Source organism: Streptomyces sp. NBC_01261 (assembly GCF_036226385.1).
In the GTDB taxonomy this organism is placed as follows: Bacteria; Actinomycetota; Actinomycetes; order Streptomycetales; family Streptomycetaceae; genus Streptomyces.
The window spans coordinates 5,323,188-5,339,953 of the sequence record NZ_CP108463.1 but is presented as its reverse complement, the minus strand read 5'-3'; the positions used below and the strand labels follow the sequence as shown (position 1 = coordinate 5,339,953).

5 protein-coding genes and 1 tRNA gene are annotated in these 16,766 nt (G+C 69.1%); 4 read left to right on the top strand and 2 right to left on the bottom strand.

Annotated elements, in window-relative coordinates:
• Positions 1-53: 53 nt before the first annotated feature.
• From tmk to OG226_RS23410, 4 genes are all read left to right on the top strand, one after another.
• Positions 54-3,389: a dTMP kinase gene (gene tmk, locus OG226_RS23425; protein ID WP_328680640.1), complete on the top strand. Its 3,336-nt coding sequence runs from the start codon at positions 54-56 to the stop codon at positions 3,387-3,389.
• A gap of 121 nt (positions 3,390-3,510) precedes the next feature.
• Entirely contained in the window at positions 3,511-4,716 is a 1,206-nt protein-coding gene (locus OG226_RS23420; protein ID WP_329349923.1) for a DNA polymerase III subunit delta', read from the top strand.
• 150 nt (positions 4,717-4,866) lie between these two features.
• Entirely contained in the window at positions 4,867-6,528 is a 1,662-nt protein-coding gene (locus tag OG226_RS23415) for an alpha/beta hydrolase (RefSeq protein WP_329349922.1), read from the top strand.
• A gap of 117 nt (positions 6,529-6,645) precedes the next feature.
• A tRNA-Thr gene (locus OG226_RS23410) sits at positions 6,646-6,719 on the top strand.
• A gap of 796 nt (positions 6,720-7,515) precedes the next feature.
• Here the strand turns inward: OG226_RS23410 and OG226_RS51585 are convergent.
• Positions 7,516-8,067 carry an SMI1/KNR4 family protein gene (locus OG226_RS51585; RefSeq protein WP_443066906.1) on the bottom strand — a complete coding sequence of 184 codons (552 nt, stop codon included), beginning with the start codon at positions 8,065-8,067 and terminating at the stop codon, positions 7,516-7,518.
• Complete coding sequence (locus OG226_RS23405; RefSeq protein ID WP_329349921.1) at positions 8,064-16,520, bottom strand: ricin-type beta-trefoil lectin domain protein; 8,457 nt, start codon at positions 16,518-16,520, stop codon at positions 8,064-8,066. The genes OG226_RS51585 and OG226_RS23405 overlap by 4 nt, the downstream gene beginning before the upstream one ends.
• Between the last annotated feature and the right edge of the window lie 246 nt (positions 16,521-16,766).

Below are 16,766 nucleotides of genomic sequence, written 5' to 3'. Positions count from 1 at the left end.
GCAGGTCCGGGCGGGCGCGGCTTGTTGTCGGTGGCTGCCGATAGGCTGAAAGCATGACGCCAGCCGAGCAGCCAACGGCCCACCAGCCGGCCCCCGACGACGCCCTTGTCGCGGACTCCCGCGAGCGTGCCGTCCGCGCCCTGCTGCGCCAGCCGCAGCTCAAGCGGTTGTGGAGCGCACAGCTCGTGACGGGTGTCGGTGACACCCTCGCCCTGCTGGTCCTGGTCGTGCTCGCCTTCCAGGCGGCCATCGCCCAGGGCTCGTTCGGTGGTGGTTATCGGGGTGTGGCGTTCGCGGTGGCGACCGTCTTCGGGGCGCGCATCCTGGCGACGCTGCTCTTCGGGGCGGTGCTGCTCGGCCCGCTCACCTCGCTCACCTCCCAGGAGGGTCCGCTCGACCGGCGCTGGACCATGGTCGGCGCCGACGGTCTGCGGGCCGCGCTGCTCATCGTCGCCCCGCTGTGGATCGACTGGACTCCGGACAACGCGTTGGCCGTGCTCCTGGTGACCGCCTTCGTGACCGGGGTCGCCGAGCGCTTCTGGACGGTGTGCCGCGAGAGCGCCGGGCCCGCCCTGCTGCCCGCCCCGCCCCTGGAGGGCGCCACGGTCCGGCCGCTGCCCGACCACATGGACGCGCTGCGCCGGCTCTCGCTGCGCACCAGCTTCGTGGCGATCCCCCTCGCGGCCGCCGCACTCGTCGTGGCGGCCCTGCTCAACAACCTGCTGGGCACGGGCGTCGCCTGGTTCGACCAGCACCACGCCGCACTCGGCTCGTACGTCGCGGCCGGGCTGTTCGCCGCGTCCCTCTCCGTCCTGACCGCCCTGGAACTGCCCGGAATCCGCACCCCGCGCGCGCGGTCGCCGCTCGAAGGGCTGCGCCGCCCCCGGACGGGCACCGGCGTCGACAAGGGGCGTACGGGCGCGATCGCGCTGCTCGTGGTCGCCTGCGCGGCCGTCGCCGCGGCGATCTCCGCCGCCGTCGCCGTGTCCGTGCTCCAGGCTCAGGACCTGCACGGCGGCCCGGTGACCTTCGGGCTGCTGGTCCTCGGACTGACCGGCGGGGTCGTGGTCGGCATCCGTACGGCGCCCGCCCTGCTGCCGACGCTGTCGCGGCGCCGCCTGCTGACCCTCGCCATCGCCTTCACCGGCATCGCGCTGCTCGCCGCGGGCCTGGTCCCGGACGTCACCACCGTGCTGCTGATCGTCGCGCTCGCCGGCATCGGCGCGGGCGTGGCCGCCAACACCGGGCACACCCTGCTCGACCAGGAGGCCGAGGACTACCGGCGGGCCCGCACCACCGAGCACCTGCACGCGGTCGTCCGGGTCGCGGTGGCGCTCGGCGCGCTGATCGCCCCCCTGGTGGCGGCGCTGATCGGCCCGCACCGCCTGGAGAACGGCAAGTTCGTGTTCGCGCACGGCGGTGCCGCGTTCACGCTGATGCTGGTCGGCGCCCTGCTGCTGCCGGTCGCCGCGCTGGTCCTGGCCAAGGTCGACGACCGCGCGGGAGTGCCGCTGCGGCACGATCTGCGCGACGCGCTGCTCGGCGGCGACGACCCCGACACCGTGCCCGCGAACACCGGCTTCTTCATCGCCCTGGAGGGCGGCGACGGCGCCGGGAAGTCCACCCAGGCCGAGGCCCTCGCCGAGTGGATAAGGGGCAAGGGACACGAGGTCGTGCTCACCCGCGAGCCCGGTGCGACACCGGTCGGCAAGCGGCTGCGGTCGATCCTGCTCGACGTGTCGTCGGCGGGACTGTCCCACCGCGCGGAGGCGCTGCTCTACGCCGCCGACCGCGCGGAGCACGTCGACACCGTCGTACGACCCGCTCTGGAGCGGGGCGCGATCGTCGTCTCCGACCGCTACATCGACTCCTCCGTGGCCTACCAGGGCGCCGGCCGTGACCTCTCCCCGACCGAGATCGCCCGCATCAACAGGTGGGCGACCGACGGACTCGTCCCGCACATGACCGTCCTCCTGGACGTGGACCCGGAGACCGCCCGCGAGCGGTTCACGGAGGCGCCGGACCGACTGGAGTCGGAGCCCGCCGAGTTCCACGCGCGCGTACGGTCCGGTTTCCTCACGTTGGCCGCCGCCGACCCGAGCCGCTACCTGGTCGTCGACGCGGGCCAGGAGCCCGAGGCCGTCACCACGGTGATCCGGCACCGCCTCGACACCGTCCTGCCGCTCTCCGAGGCCGAGATCAAGGCCCAGGAGGAGGCGCGCAAGGCCGCCGAGGAGGAGGCCCGCCGCAAGGCGGAGGAAGAGGCCGCCCGCAAGGCCGAGGAGGAGCGCCTGGAGCGCGAGCGTCAGGAGCAGCTCGCCCAGCTGCGCGCCGAGGAGGAGGAGCGCAAGCGGCGCGAGCTGGAGGAGGCCCAGCGCCGCGAGGCGGAGCGCCAGGCCGAAGAGGCCCGGCAGCGCGCCGAGGACGCACGCAGGCGTGCCGAGGAGGAGAAGGCCCGCCTCCTCGCCGAGGAAGAGGCCCGCGCCGCCGAGGAGACCCGCCGCAGGGCGGAAGCCGACCGGCTCCGCAAGCAGGCCGAGGACGAGGCCCGGCTGCGCGCCGAGGCGGAGGGACGGCGGCTGGAGAAGCAGCGCAAGGCCGAGGCGGCCCTGCTCGCAGCGGAGGAGGCCCGCCGCTTGGCGGCGGAGGCGGCTGCGGCAGCGGAACTGGCGGCTCGACAGCCGACGGCTCCTCCGGTGCCGGCCGCTCCTTCGGCTCCGGCGGGCAGGCCTGAGGCGTCGACCGTGCCGACGCCGGTGGTCAAGCCGGGTGCCGGTGCGGGTTCCGGCGGGCGTGGGCGGTCGGCGGAGGATACGGCTGTGCTGCGGCCGGTGAGTTCCGATTCCGGTTCCGGTTCCGGTTCCGGCGACGAGACGGCCGTACTGCGGTCGGTGTCCGGGGCTTCCGGGGCGTCCGGTTCCGAGGCGCGCGACTCCGAGGTGCGCGACTCCGAGCGGACGGCCGAGCTGCCGCAACCGCCCGCTCCTGCGGGGGCCGCGGACGAGACCGCCGTACTGCCCCCGGTGTCGGCTGCCGAGGAGACGGCCGTACTGCCACCCGTACCGTCCGGTGCCGCCGACGAGACCGCTGTGCTGCCGCCGGTGCGTGGGCAGGGGCCGTCGGACCGGGTGCCCGCGGGCTTCTTCCGGGACGAGCCTTCGGCCGACCGGACCGAGGGCGGCGAGGACCGCACACGCGAGCTGCCCCAGGTCGACGAGCAGGGTGCGCCCCGGCGCCGGCCGCGCCCCGACTGGGCCGAGGAGACTCCCCTGGACGACCTGCCCTCGCTGGCCGACGAACTGCTCGGTCCGCGCGAGGACGGCGACTTCGACCGGGACGACGACGGCACCGGTCGTGGCCCGGGACGCGGTCGGGGGCGCAGGGGCTGACGGCAGCGGGGTCGGTGACCCGCGCTTCGCCCCTCCCGAGCCGCTCCCCGACCCTCGTTGTCAGTGGTGGCCCGCACAATGGATCGCGTAACTCGAAACGTGACGAAAGGGCCGGTGACCCATGACCGTGTGGGATGACCTGGTGGGCCAGGAGAAGGTGAGCGAGCAGCTCGACGCCGCCGCTCGGGACGCCGACGCCTTCGTCACCGCGGCGACCACCGGTACGGCCCCGCCGGAGGCGTCGAAGATGACGCACGCCTGGCTGTTCACGGGGCCGCCCGGCGCGGGACGCAACCAGGCCGCACGGGCCTTCGCCGCCGCGCTGCAGTGCGTGAGCCCCGACCGCGCGCTCGGCGGCAGCCCCGGCTGCGGCTTCTGCGACGGCTGTCATACGGCGCTGATCGGCACCCACGCCGACGTCACCACCGTCGCCGCGGTGGGCACGCAGATCCTCGCCGACGACATGCGGGACACGGTTCGCAAGTCCTTCACCTCGCCGGCGACCGGCCGCTGGCAGATCATCCTCGTCGAGGACGCCGAGCGGCTGAACGAGAAGTCGGCGAACGCCGTCCTCAAGGCCGTGGAGGAACCCGCCCCCCGCACGGTGTGGCTGCTCTGCGCCCCCTCGATCGAGGACGTCCTCCCCACGATCCGCTCCCGCTGCCGCCACCTGAACCTGAGCACGCCGTCGGTCGAGGCCATCGCCGACCTGCTCGTACGGCGGGAGGGCGTCGAGCCCGCCGTGGCGATGGGGGCGGCGCGCGCCACACAGGGCCATGTCGACCGGGCCCGCCGGCTGGCCACCGACCCGGACGCACGCGCGCGCCGGGCCGCCGTGCTGAAGCTGCCGTTGCGCGTCGAGGACGTCGGCGGGTGCCTCAAGGCCGCCCAGGAGCTGGTGGACGCGGCGGCCGAGGACGCGAAGCAGTTGGCGGAGGAGGTGGACGACAAGGAGACCGAGGAGATGAAGACCGCGATGGGCGGCGGCCAGGGCAGCCGGATGCCGCGCGGCACGGCCGGTGTGATGAAGGACCTGGAGGACAAGCAGAAGCGCCGGAGAACGCGTACGCAGCGCGACAGCCTCGACCTCGCGCTGACCGACCTCACCGCGTTCTACCGGGATGTGCTCGCCCTCCAGTTCGGCTCCCGGGTGGCGATCGCCAACGCGGATGCCGAGGACGCGCTGGAGCGGCTCGCGCGGGCCGGATCTCCGGAGTCCACGTTGCGCCGTATCGAGGCGATCGGGGCGTGCCGCGTGGCGCTCGACCGGAATGTGGCGCCGCTGCTCGCGGTGGAGGCGATGACGTTGGCGCTCAGAGCGGGTTGAGCGGTGGGCTGATCAGCGGACCGAGCAACGGGCCGCACAGTGGGTCGCACGGGGGCTGATCTTCTGGGTGTGAGGTTGACGGTGTAACTCGTCCGGGGCGGATAGTGCGCGCAATGCATTCGCGTGATCGCGCAGGGTTACGCTCGGTCGATGCACATCAGGCGCCCTCTCCGCCGGCCCGGCGAGCCCAGCCAGCCGAGTCAGCCCAGCCAGGACCGTCGAAGCCGCGGAAGCCTCGAAAGTCACCGCGGCCACCGCACCCGTCGGACCGGCGGCACCCTGCTCGCCGTAGCCGCGCTGCTCGTGTCCGCGTGTTCCCCGGGGAGTTCGACGACGGCGACGAGTCCGGCCGCGGACGTGGCGCTGGCCGCGCTGCCGCGGTCGACGCCGTCCACCCTGACGTCGTACTACGGGCAGAAGCTCAGTTGGCACACCTGCGGTGTCCCCGGTTTCGAGTGCGCCACGATGAAGGCGCCGCTGGACTACGCCAAGCCCACCGCGGGGGACATCCGGCTCGCGGTCGCCCGGAAGAAGGCCACAGGCAAGGGCAAAGCGCTCGGTTCGCTGATGGTGAACCCGGGCGGGCCGGGCGGTTCGGCGGTCGGCTATCTCCAGCAGTACGCCGGGATCGGCTACCCGGCCGAGGTCCGCGCCCGCTACGACATGGTCGCGATGGACCCCCGAGGCGTCGCCCGCAGCGAGCCCGTCGAGTGCCTCGGCGGACGGGCCATGGACACGTTCACGCAGACCGACACAACCCCCGACGACCAGCGCGAGACCACTGAACTCGTGGGCGAGTACAAGAAGTTCGCGGAGGGCTGCGGCGCCCACTCGCCCGATGTCCTGCGCCATGTCTCGACGATCGAGGCGGCGCGGGACATGGACATCCTCCGGGCGGTGCTGGGGGACAAGAAGCTGACGTACGTCGGGGCGTCGTACGGGACGTTCCTCGGCGCGACGTACGCAGGGCTGTTCCCGGACAAGGTCGGCCGAGTGGTCTTGGACGGTGCGATGGACCCGTCCCTGCCCGCGCGCCGCATGAACCTCGACCAGACGGCGGGCTTCGAGACGGCGTTCCAGTCCTTCGCGAAGGACTGCGTACGGCAGACCGACTGCCCGCTCGGCGGCAAGGGTACGAAGCCCGATCGGGTGGGCGACAACCTGAAGGCGTTCTTCAAGAAGCTCGACGCGCACCCCGTCCCCACCGGCGACGCGGACGGCCGCAAGCTCGGCGAGGCGCTCGCCACGACCGGCGTGATCGCGGCGATGTACGACGAGGCGGCCTGGCCGCAGCTGCGCGAGGCGCTCACCTCGGCGATGAAGGAGAACGACGGCGCGGGCCTGCTCGTCCTCTCCGACAGCTACTACGAGCGTGACGCCGACGGCCGCTACTCGAACCTGATGTTCGCCAACGCCGCCGTGAACTGCCTCGATCTCCCGGCCGCGTTCTCGACCCCCGACCAGGTCGAGCAGGCCCTCCCCGCCTTCGAGAAGGCGTCCCCGGTCTTCGGCGACGGCCTCGCCTGGGCCTCCCTGAACTGCGCGTACTGGCCGGTCAAGGCCACGGGCGAGCCTCACCGCATCGAGGCGAAGGGCGCCGCCCCGATCGTGGTCGTCGGCACGACCCGGGACCCGGCTACGCCGTATCGGTGGGCCCAGGGTCTGGCCCGTCAGCTTTCGTCGGGGCGGCTGCTGACGTATGTGGGGGACGGCCACACCGCGTACGGGCGGGGTAGTGCGTGCATCGACTCCGCGATCGACAGGTATCTGCTCCGGGGGGCGGCGCCGGGGGAGGGGAAGCGCTGTTCGTAGACTCCGCGCGGCTGCGGTCGGGGTGCTTCGGGGGTGCGTCCAGGGGGTGTACGGAGCACCCTCAGAAACTGTGTAGACTTTCCGACGTTGCTGATCGCACCATGGTGTGGACAGCGCGCCGCCTTAGCTCAGATGGCCAGAGCAACGCACTCGTAATGCGTAGGTCTCGGGTTCGAATCCCGAAGGCGGCTCTGTGGTGAACCCCAGGTCAGGCCTCTGACCTGGGGTTTCTTTTTCCGGGTGACCTTGGAATCCGGGCTAATCGGGCACTGGCGGGTTACGCATCACAATGCGTAGGTCTGAGGTTGACCGTCAGTGGGTGTTTCGCCTCGCAGGGCTGTGAGCTGGCCTTTTGCTCCGTACCGCCGGTCGGCTTCGGCCTGCCGGGTTCGGTGCGGTGGCCATGTGGTGGCCAAGTGTGCAGCGATCGTGCAAACAGGTCCCGATCCGCCGTGCGGTCACAGGCCTGCTCGGGGCCGCATAATTGTGTCATCCGGACAATCCCATGATCAACGCGCTCCGTTGGGACACGATCGATGACCCGTTCGTTGAGCGGTGCCTGTGCCTTCGACAGCTTGCGCTCAACAGCCTCAGCTCGGGGTTCGACGGCGGTGCTGCAGTGCAGAACCGACGCTGGGACGGACGCGATGGTTCACACGCAGCCCACCGAGCTGGCGTGGTCTGGAACCGGCCGCGGTTCCGCTCACGGAGGAAGCCGTTCTTGGTGGCTGTGCTGGCGGCTGGCCGTGGGCGGCAGGTGTTCACCGAGGCGACTTGACGGGAATGCTCCTGCGGACTGACATATTCGCACTTCCTGGCACTGCGGCCGACTGGAATCCGGGCCCGCGCCGCTTGGCCCGGATCGCGGCCACACGGGGCGGGCTTGTGGGGAGTCAGGGCGATACGTTTGGCCAAGATCCGCTGGCGCGTCGAGCGCGATTACCGGGAACTCGAGCGCGGCATTGGGTCAAGGCCCAATGCCGCTAACTAAGCGCCACTATATGGATTCCGGGAAAATTCTGGATTTGCACTCGGGAAGTCATCGGGGAATATATCGCTCGTCACATATTTCTGCAAAAATGCCAAAAGGAACTCGGTGACATTTCCGTCAAATTTGATGCAGATGTCTTCCCGTGCGTCAATGACGAGGATTGGCCACTGGTCCGACGGGCCCACTGCCACCCAGATACACAGATCGCCGTTATCTGTCCCTCCCCAGGAAATGATATCGTCTCGACTGGCACCCAGCCCGCTAAGGGCAAGGTTCAAATTCACACTAGCCGAACGCAGGAAAACCCTTCGCGCCTTTTGACTCCTGTGCCATATGTCCAGATTGTTATTCTCGGGTGAATTTCCGTAGATCCATATGAACTCATCGAAGCATCCGGTTCCATAGGCTTCAACGAGTCGATGATAGGAATCCGGGAGTCGGCGCCCCAGGGCCTCCTCGGTGCGTGCCAGGGGCTCACTCGCCTCTCCGTCCTGGGGAGGCGGGCACAGTGACAGGAGCACGCTGATGGGATCGCATGAATCTATCATTGGCGATTTAGAATCGTGACATCGATGCTGTATCCGCCATCGCCTCGAGCTGAAATTGATATCGTGGATGGAATCTCGGAGAACTCGTTATCATAATTTGGAATGACAGAGTAGTTCACCGTTTGCCCACCCCTAACGACTTTGGCGATTTCATCCTCCACGTCACTCATAGCCTCATTGTTGGCCCCATCAAACATGGTCACAAAATTCTGAGGAAGGCGATTATCCCCACCGAATTGCCGCCCAAGCAGGTGTCCACGCGTGTGCCCCGCCGCCTCCCCTTCAAATCCCGGAGGCTTAACCGAGCGAGGAACCTTCAATCCAGGGTTGTCAAGCGAATTCTGAGTTATGGTTGCTTGGATCCCTGTGCGTTGCTGTGCAGGTCCCTGAATGGACCCGTAGTCAACAGGACCACAATTGGTGTTGTGGACGAGCACCGGCGTGGTGCCAGCCATCACATAGTACGTGTGGAGTTGCTGGACAGTCAGGTTCCAGCGGTTTGCCGCACCAGGTGTGGACTGTGTCGTGACCACGAAGGCGTGACCGTTGGCAACAGTGTTGAGGGCGTCACCCTTGTGGAGTTTGCCGGCGGGGGCCCAGGTGTGGGTGGTGTCGTTCCAGAACGGGTGGTTGGCGGTCGTGTGGAGCGTGGCCGTGTGGCCGTCCTCGGTGACGATGGTGAGGTCGAGCAGGTCGTGGTCGTGGTTGATCCACACGTGTTGGACGGTGCGGGCGCCTTGGTGCTTGCCGGTCTTGGGGTTGGCGGCTTCGACCTTGTCGCCGGTCTTGATTTTGCCGATCGGTTTGGTCTTGCCGCCGCTCAGCAGGATGGGGGTGTCGGGCGAGAAACTGCAACCCTTGGGGGAGCCACTCGCACCCTTGGCGGGGGTGTCCGGTTTGGTCGCAGCGGCGTTGGCGTGTCCGGCTTCGGCCTGTGGGTCGGCCTTCTTGGCTGCGGCAGCCTTGGCGGCTGAGGCATCTTTGTTGGCTTGCTTGGCTGCTCCGCTCTCGGCCGCCAACTCGTCGGCGTATTCTTCGGTTGCCTCGGCCGCAGCGCCGCCCAGGCCCACGATGATGCGGCTACCGAGGAGCAGACTCCCGCCCGCCTCGGCGTCCCCGGCTCCCAGGACCAGACCGGATAGACACTCGCCGACACCGGAGTCCACACACATGAAGACACCGGCGGCCAAACCCGCAGCTCCAAACGCGGCTGCAGTGCCTAGAAAGACTTTGCCGCCGGCGTAGCTCTCGCACCGGTTCGTGCCGAAGTCAGCCGGTTGGCACGGAGTCTCGCCGAGAGTCGGTGTTGGGGTCTGTGTAGATGAGGGGACCGAACCTGTGGGAGGCGCGGGGGTGGTGGACGGCGCGGCAGTCGTGTTGCCATTGGAATTCCCTGTGTTGCCCGAGCCTCCGCCGCCCGAGGTTTCGCCCCCGCCCTGGCCCCCGCATTTCCCCCAACCGCCGCTGCACTGCGTGCCGTCAGAGTTGACCAGGATCGTCCCTGTCGGGTCACTTCCCGAAGCCGGGTTGTCTCCGGCGTACGTGTAGCCGCCCATCTGGTTGGGGTCGCCCGCCTCGAAGAGGGGGTCGGGGGTGAGGAACCGGCCCTGGGCCGGGTCGTAATTGCGGGCGCCGAGAAGGTCGAGGCCGGTGGTTGCGTCGGTGGGCTGGCCCAGGTAGCCGTGGTTCTCGTCTGCGGATACCCATGAAGTGGGCTTGGTGCCGCGGGAGTTGCCGTAGGGGTCGTAGTAGCGGCGGGTGACTGCCATGGTGCCGGCGTCGATGGCGGTGGTGGCGGTGCCCTGGGCGTTGGCGACCTGGTAGGTGACGGTGCCGCTGCTGGAGCGGGTGATGGTGGTGCCGTCGGGGCCGGTGATGTTGCGCAGGCCGGTCCAGGTCTTGGCGGAGACGTTCAGGGTGATCTGTTCGGTGCCGCCGAAGAGGTACAGGATGCGGGTCTTGTCGGTGCCGTCGACGGCGCTGCTCTGTTCCAGCAGGTTGCCGTCGGCGTCGTAGAGGTACTTGCTGGTGTTGGTGTGTGTGCCCGAGCCGGTGGCGACGGTGGCGGTGCGGCCCTCGGCGTTGTAGGTGAGGGTCTGGGTCTGGCCGGACGGGAGGGCTCCGGTGCCGGCGGTGGTCCAGGTCTGGCCGGCGCTGCCGCAGGTGGCGAGGGTGAGCTGGGTGCGGATGGTGGCGCTGGCGCCGGGGTCGGTCACGCACATCGCGCTGTTGGCGTTGCTGACCAGGGTGCCGGTGCTGGTGGCCTTCCACTTCTGGGTGGCGTCGCTGTTGCAGGTGTCGAGCACCAGGAGGGTGCCGGCGGTGGTGGCGTTGCCGGTGGTGTCCAGGCACATGGTGCCCAGCACCTTGATGGTGCCGTCGGTGCCGATCGTCCAGTTCTGGGCGGCGGAGGCGTTGCAGGTGTATGTGCGGACCACCGCGCCGGGGGTAGTGGAGGCGCTTGCGTCGTCGATGCAGAGTTTGCCGCCGCCGGAGAGGGCGAAGCCGGTGTTGACGGGTCCGGTGGTGGACACCTTGCGGGTCATGGTGTCGCCGGCGTTCTTGTTGCTGTACGCCGGGTCGGTATAGGTCGGGGTCCACGTGGCGGTGCCGGTGGTCGGGTTGCTGCTGGTCGTGGCGCCTGACTGGTCGGGCAGGGTCGCGCTGGTGGTGCCGTCGGTGCCGGTGTAGGCGGTGGACTGCGTGGTGTTGTTGGCCGCGGTGCCAGCGGTGTCGTGGTTGACCATGCCGGTGCGGTCACCGAGCAGGTCGTAGGTGTACGTCTGCCAGTACGGCGCCGGGCCGCCGACTGTGCTGGTCGTGACGGGGGCCGTGGTGGTGGTCTGTACGGAGCTGGTGTTGCAGCCGCCGACGCTCCCGACCGGGGCGCTGGAGGAGTTGGTGATGCCTGCGGTGTCCGTCCAGGCGGCGGTCAGGCGCTGGAAGGAGTCGTAGGCGTAGCACTGGGTGTCGTGGGTGGTGTTGTTCTGCAGGTCGTCGATCGCGGTGATCTCGCCGGCCTGGTTGTAGCGGTAGTTGGCCACGTCCAGGGCGGCGGTGGACGTCTGCAGCATGCTGGACGTCTGGGTGACCCGGCCGGTGGTGGCGTCGTACTGGGCGAAGGTGGCCAGTTCCTTGCCTGTGGTCCCGTAGTTGGTCTGCAGGACCCGGCCGAAGGGGTCGTGGACGGCGGTGTCCAGGTAGTCAGGGGTGTTGGCCGCGGTGATGAAACCGCCGATGCCGTCGAGGTTGCCCTGCTGGGTGTAGCCGTAGTCGATGTCCTCGGCGGGCAGGTTGCCGTCCGCCTGGTAGCGGAGGGTGGACAGCAGTCCGACCGTCGGGGTGTAGAAGGCGGACGCCGTGTAGGTGACCGTGCCGCTGGCGGGTGCGGTGGACTGGCCGGCCGCGGCGAAGCCGTCGGTGGCCGGGACGGTCAGGGTGGTGCCGGTCGGCTGGTAGGCCGTGTTGTAGCCGGTGACCGCCTGGGTGTACGCCGATCCGGTCGTCCCGCCGACGTAGCGGGTGGACGAGGTCGGGTAGCCCTTGGCCAGGGTGTCGTACGCCCAGGAGGAGAGCTCTTTGGAGGGGTCGGGCGTGGCCGACCACGCACTGTTGTACTCGGCGGTGGGGCGGTTGTCCCAGTCGTAGGCGTAGGAGAGGACCTGGCCGCGCGCGTCGGTGGTCTGGAGCAGGTTGCCGACGGTGTCGTACTTGTCGTAGCTGGTGGTGCCGGTGTTCGGGTCGGTCTGGGAGGTCTTCTGGCCCAGCAGGTTGTAGTGGTAGGACCAGGTGTTGCCGGCGCTGTCCTTGATGGTGTCGACCTGGCCGGCCGGGGTGTAGGTGTACGCGGTGGTGGCGTCGGCCTCGCCGGCCTGGTTCAGCGTGTCGGTCTTCCAGATGGTGGCGCCGGTGCTGTCGTAGAGCACCGTGTTGGCGTCGTTCTGGATCTGCAGCGTCGTGCCGGTGGTGGTTCCGGTCGACCAGAGGGCTGTGGTGGCACCGGCGTTGTAGACGACGAAGTTGCCGTCGCTCCGCAAGGTGGCGAAGGCCCCCGGATTGCCCGAAGTGCCGGTGGACCACAGGGTTTTACCGGTCGCGAGGGAGGACAGCACCAGGTTGCCGTCGGCCTGCATGGCCAGCCGCACGCTGTCCGAGGTCAGTGACGTGCCCGACGGGATGACCTGGCCCTGGGTGAGTTTGACCGTGCTGCCGGTGTTCTTGACCACGCTCTTGGTGGCCTGCCCCAGCGCGTTCGTGTAGCTCGCGGTGGAACGGCCCCCTGCCGGAGCGGTGCTGTCGGTCTCGTCGGCGCCGGGGTAACTGGTGGTGGTGTGCCACTGCTGGACCGCCTGGTGCCACAGCGTGCCGGTGGCCGGGCGGCCCTGGCCGTCGTAGGCGGTCGTGGTCTCCGACGGGATCTGGTTCTCGTTCGCCGCGTACAGGGTGGTGGACGGGTTGTTGTTCGGCTCGGAGTACGGCGCGAACGAGGCGGTCTGCCAGCCGTGCGAGTCGTAGAAGGTGTCCGAGATGATCCGGCCGGAGTTGGTGTCGCCGTCGGCCGTGGCCTGCGTCTGGCGCGGTTGCAGCATCCCGTCGTAGATCGTGATCGACGAGGCGTACGTGCCGTCCTCGCGCAGCGTCTTCGTGGTCACCGCGGAGGGGGCACCGGGTGAGGTGACGGTGCCGCCGGGGGCAGCGACCGCGCCGGGGTTGATGGAGTAGGCGAAGGTCTCGTCCGCGCTCTGGCCCGAGGCCTTGTCGCGGCCTGGGAGCCAGACCGCCGTGCGCCGCCCGAGTGCGTCGTAGGTAATGTCGGTCTTGCGGTTGTTGGCGTCGACGTTCTCGGTGGGCAGGCCGCGCAGTGCGTCGACGGTGGAAGTGACCTTCCAGCTCTGGGAGTTGGTGGTCGTGATGCTGGTTGGGTTGGTGTTTCCGCCCAGGAGGGACCACGCGGGGGTGAACGCGGTGTGGGTGTTCTGGCCCGTGGCGTCGAGGGCGTCGGTGATGCGGCCGGCGCCGTCGTACGTCATGGCCGAACTGGTCTGCCAGTTCTCGGTGGTGTCGGTGTAGCCGGTGGCGGTGCGTACGGCGCTGGCCTGGCCGATGGCGGTGCTGGCGGTCTGGTCGAGCTGTCCGAAGGTACCCAGGTTGGTGAGGGTGCCGTCGCCGTCGTAGTAGATCTTCTTGTCCGCCAGCAGTGTGCCGGCGGAGGCCGCGGTGCCGCACGGTCCGCTGACGGAGGTGACCTGGTCCGGGTAGGACAGGGTCATGGTGTTGCTGGACGACGGTGTCGCGTAGGTGGTGGTGGCGCACTTCTCCTGCGCGGCCACGCTGACGTCGCCGTGTGCGTCGACGGTGGAGACCCGGCCCTGGCTGTCGTACGTGGTGTCGGTCCGGGTGTGGCGCCATGTCCCGTTCGCGAGCAGCGTGTAGCCGTGCGACTGGGCGGTCTTGACGCGGTAGGCGGTCAGGTCGGGCAGCGTCGACAGGGTTGGCTTCGTGTCGCCGGGGTTGTCCTCCTGGGTCCAGTCCGTCCATGGGGTCTGGTTGGTGTGCGCGGTGGTGGTGTAGGCGAAGGGGCCGTTGACGGTTACGGCGTCGATGGTCCCGCCGGCCGCCGTGTAGGTGTCGCTCTGAAGGGCCGTGCCGGCGAGTTGGTCGGCGTCGGTGACGCTCTGGACCGTGGAGCCGCCGACCTTGGCGTCCACACTGACCGAGCGGCGGGTGCCGTGGGACTTGTAGTCGCCGTCCATGCCCTGCAGATAGGTGGTGGTCTGCTGGGTGACCGGCTCGGGAGCCTGCCCGGTCTGCACCGTGACGGTGCGGAAGCCGCGGAACTGGTCCCAGGTGCGGTACTGGTCGTCCGTCTGTGCCGAGTCGTCCCGGTGCCAGGCGGGGCCGGCGTAGCTGTAGGTGGAGACCTGTATCTCCGAACCCGCCGGTATGTTCTGGGAGTTCGGCTTGTACTGGGACGCGATCGTCAGGTCGGACGCGGTGACCGTGTGCACGGTGGTCTTGTTGAACCAGTCCGCGATTGGCTTCGACGCGCCTGGCACCGTCCAGTAGACCGGATAGCAGGAGTTGGTGTTCGCGTCCGCGGCCGAGATCGACAGCGTCTTGTTCGTGCACGGGTTGGCGTTGTAGTCGACGGCGATGGACTCGCCGGTCTCGGTCTGGATCGACGAGATCCTCGGCCGGTACAGCGGCGGCGCGGAAGGGGAGGTGTCGTTGACCCGGTTGTCGATCTCCGTACCGGTGAAGGAGACCTGGTTCAGCTTGATGTCGCTGTTGCCGTTGCCGTACGTGTCCTTGCCGGTGTGCTGGATCGACTGCAGCCACATCACGGCTTGCAGGGAACCCGCGTCCTTCGGGTCGACGGTCGTGCCCGTGACCGGGTCGACTGTGCCGCCGGAATCCGAGTACACCTGCCCGAGTTGATAGCCGTCGACGTCGACGAGAGCGTCCGTCGACGAGTCCTTGACGTGGATTTTCGTGGCGATGCTGTCCAGGCGGGTGGTGGACCAGAATGTCGGTCCCGCTGTGATGCAGACGTTGGTCGGTACCGAGGTCGACCCGGACGGCAGGGTGGTGCTGTCGGTGGAGTCGCAGTGCAGGTCCCACGGCACATCGGGCCAGTGCGGGGCCGTGTTGTCGTCGAGGTTTCCGGCCGAGCAGTCGGTGAAGGTGGCCGTGGTCTGGCAGCGCTGCTTGGACGCGAAGGCGACCTGACCGGCGGGGGTGCGCCCCGTCTGCTCGTCGGCGAGCTTGTAGCCGTAGGAGACGCTGTCGAGCTTTCCGCCACGGACGTACGAGGTCAGGGTGCCCGAGTCACCGGTCGCGGCCTGTCCGCCGCCCAGGTCGTAGTAGTTGCTCTCGGTCGTGTAGTCGTAGCGCTGCACGAACCCGCTCGGCGCGACGACGAAGTCCAGATTCCAGCGCCAGCCCTCGTGCTTGTCGCACTGCGAGGCCTTGCCCTTGGCCGAGTCGTAGCACGGGTCACCCGACTCCGGATGCAGCACGGGCACGCCCCAGGCGGCATCGGTCGAGGAGTCGCCGGGTGTGCCGGACTGCATCGCGCCGGACGGGCCGGCGCCGGTCGGGGAGTGGTCGGCACCGAAGTACGCGGCGGTGCCGTCCGTGGTCAGGACCCGGAAGTAGACGCCGTCCTGCAGGCCGTTGGCGGCGCCGGACAGCTCCTGGACCAGCGTTCCGTCGTCGCCCGTCAGCCGCCACTGCTTGATCTCGCCCGGCACGGTGGAGTCGGTGCCGTCGGGCACCAGTTGTCCGGAGTGCGAGCCGAAGGAGATCGTGGCGTTGTCACCGGCCCAGCACTCGTCCCCCGACCCTTTGAGGATCTTGTTCCCGCTGCTGTTCAGGAGGCCGCCGCAGGAACGATACGTCCGCTCGACGAAGCCCGGCTGGTAGCTCCAGCCGTCGCCGATCGAGGACGCCTGGGAGTTACGGGCCGAGGTCTCCCCGTCCTCGGACTGCGAGTCGTAGGAGAAGGCCACCGACGGGGCGTTGCCGCCGATCGTGGACGGTACGTCGATCGGGTAGGAGTAGGTGAAGGCGCCGGTCCCGGAGGCTTGCCAAGTTCCCGACGGATTCAGTGAAGTCGCGGCGTAGCTGCCCTGCGAGCCGGAGCTGCCCGAGGTGACCTCCACTGCCGTGGTGGCCGCGGACATCGTCGTCGCCTCGGTCGTGCTACTCGCGGCACGCGATGCCGACTCGACGGATGAGCCGAGCGTGAGCGTGGCGGTCAACTGGTCCGCGGTCGCCCGGTTGGTGAAGGTGATGGGGGTCCGCGTCCCGCACTGCTTCAGCTGAGGTGTGGTCATCGCGCAGGCCGGGACCTGGTACAACCGCAGCCGTGAACCGAAGCCGCCGCCATACGCCTTGGCCAGCGACGCGTAGTCGATGACCACCCGCACCCGGCCATTGCCGGACTTAGCGTCGGCGCGGGTGAAGGCGAGCAGCATTCCGTCGGCGCCAGCTTTCAGCGCCTGGGTGTGTGATGCCACCTTCACCTGTACCGAAGCCGGGCCAACTGCCGTGCCGGAGCCGGACTTCTGGCCGGATGCCGGCACGGGAGCCACCCATACCGGCAGGGCGCCTGCCTTGACGGGCTTCGTCACCGGGACGACACGAGTGCTCGGCGAAGGAGTGGATACCGACTTGGTGGCCGCGCCGGAAGCGTCGGCGGGGCTGGATGACGAACCCGGCGACGCAGCGGTGGTGGACGCGGCGTCGGCGGACTGGGTGGTGTGCGTCAGGGGCACCGTCTTCGTGCCGGCCGTCGGCCACACCGGCTTGACGGACCGGTACTTGCTAACGGCCTTGTAGCCCTTGGGATGAGCGGTAGTTGGCTTGTGCAAGGCATGGCTGCCCACCGCCGGAGTCTTCGGCAGGGCCTTCGGGTTCCACACCGTGCCCTTGAAACGGTAGGGCCCCACTACCGCACCTTGGGCCACCGCTATGGGTACCAGCAGCGCCAACAGCGCGACGGACGCCGTGGCAAGAGTCAATGCTCTGCCCCAGATCCGGTACTGGACGCTCGCAAACCAACGCCGCTTGCCGCTCACTCATTTCCCCCATGACCAGCGGCCCTGACAGACCGTCCCACCCCGATCACGCGGGAAGCGTGATCGACGGGAGGCTATTGATGGGAAGGGGGCAACTCAATACCCTGTGCCGACCAT

Coding starts and splice junctions, on each gene's coding strand:
- tmk (WP_328680640.1), top strand. CDS start 54: ATGACGCCAGCCGAGCAGCCAACGGCCCACCAGCCGGCCCCCGACGAC.
- OG226_RS23420 (WP_329349923.1), top strand. CDS start 3,511: ATGACCGTGTGGGATGACCTGGTGGGCCAGGAGAAGGTGAGCGAGCAG.
- OG226_RS23415 (WP_329349922.1), top strand. CDS start 4,867: ATGCACATCAGGCGCCCTCTCCGCCGGCCCGGCGAGCCCAGCCAGCCG.
- OG226_RS51585 (WP_443066906.1), bottom strand. CDS start 8,067: ATGATAGATTCATGCGATCCCATCAGCGTGCTCCTGTCACTGTGCCCG.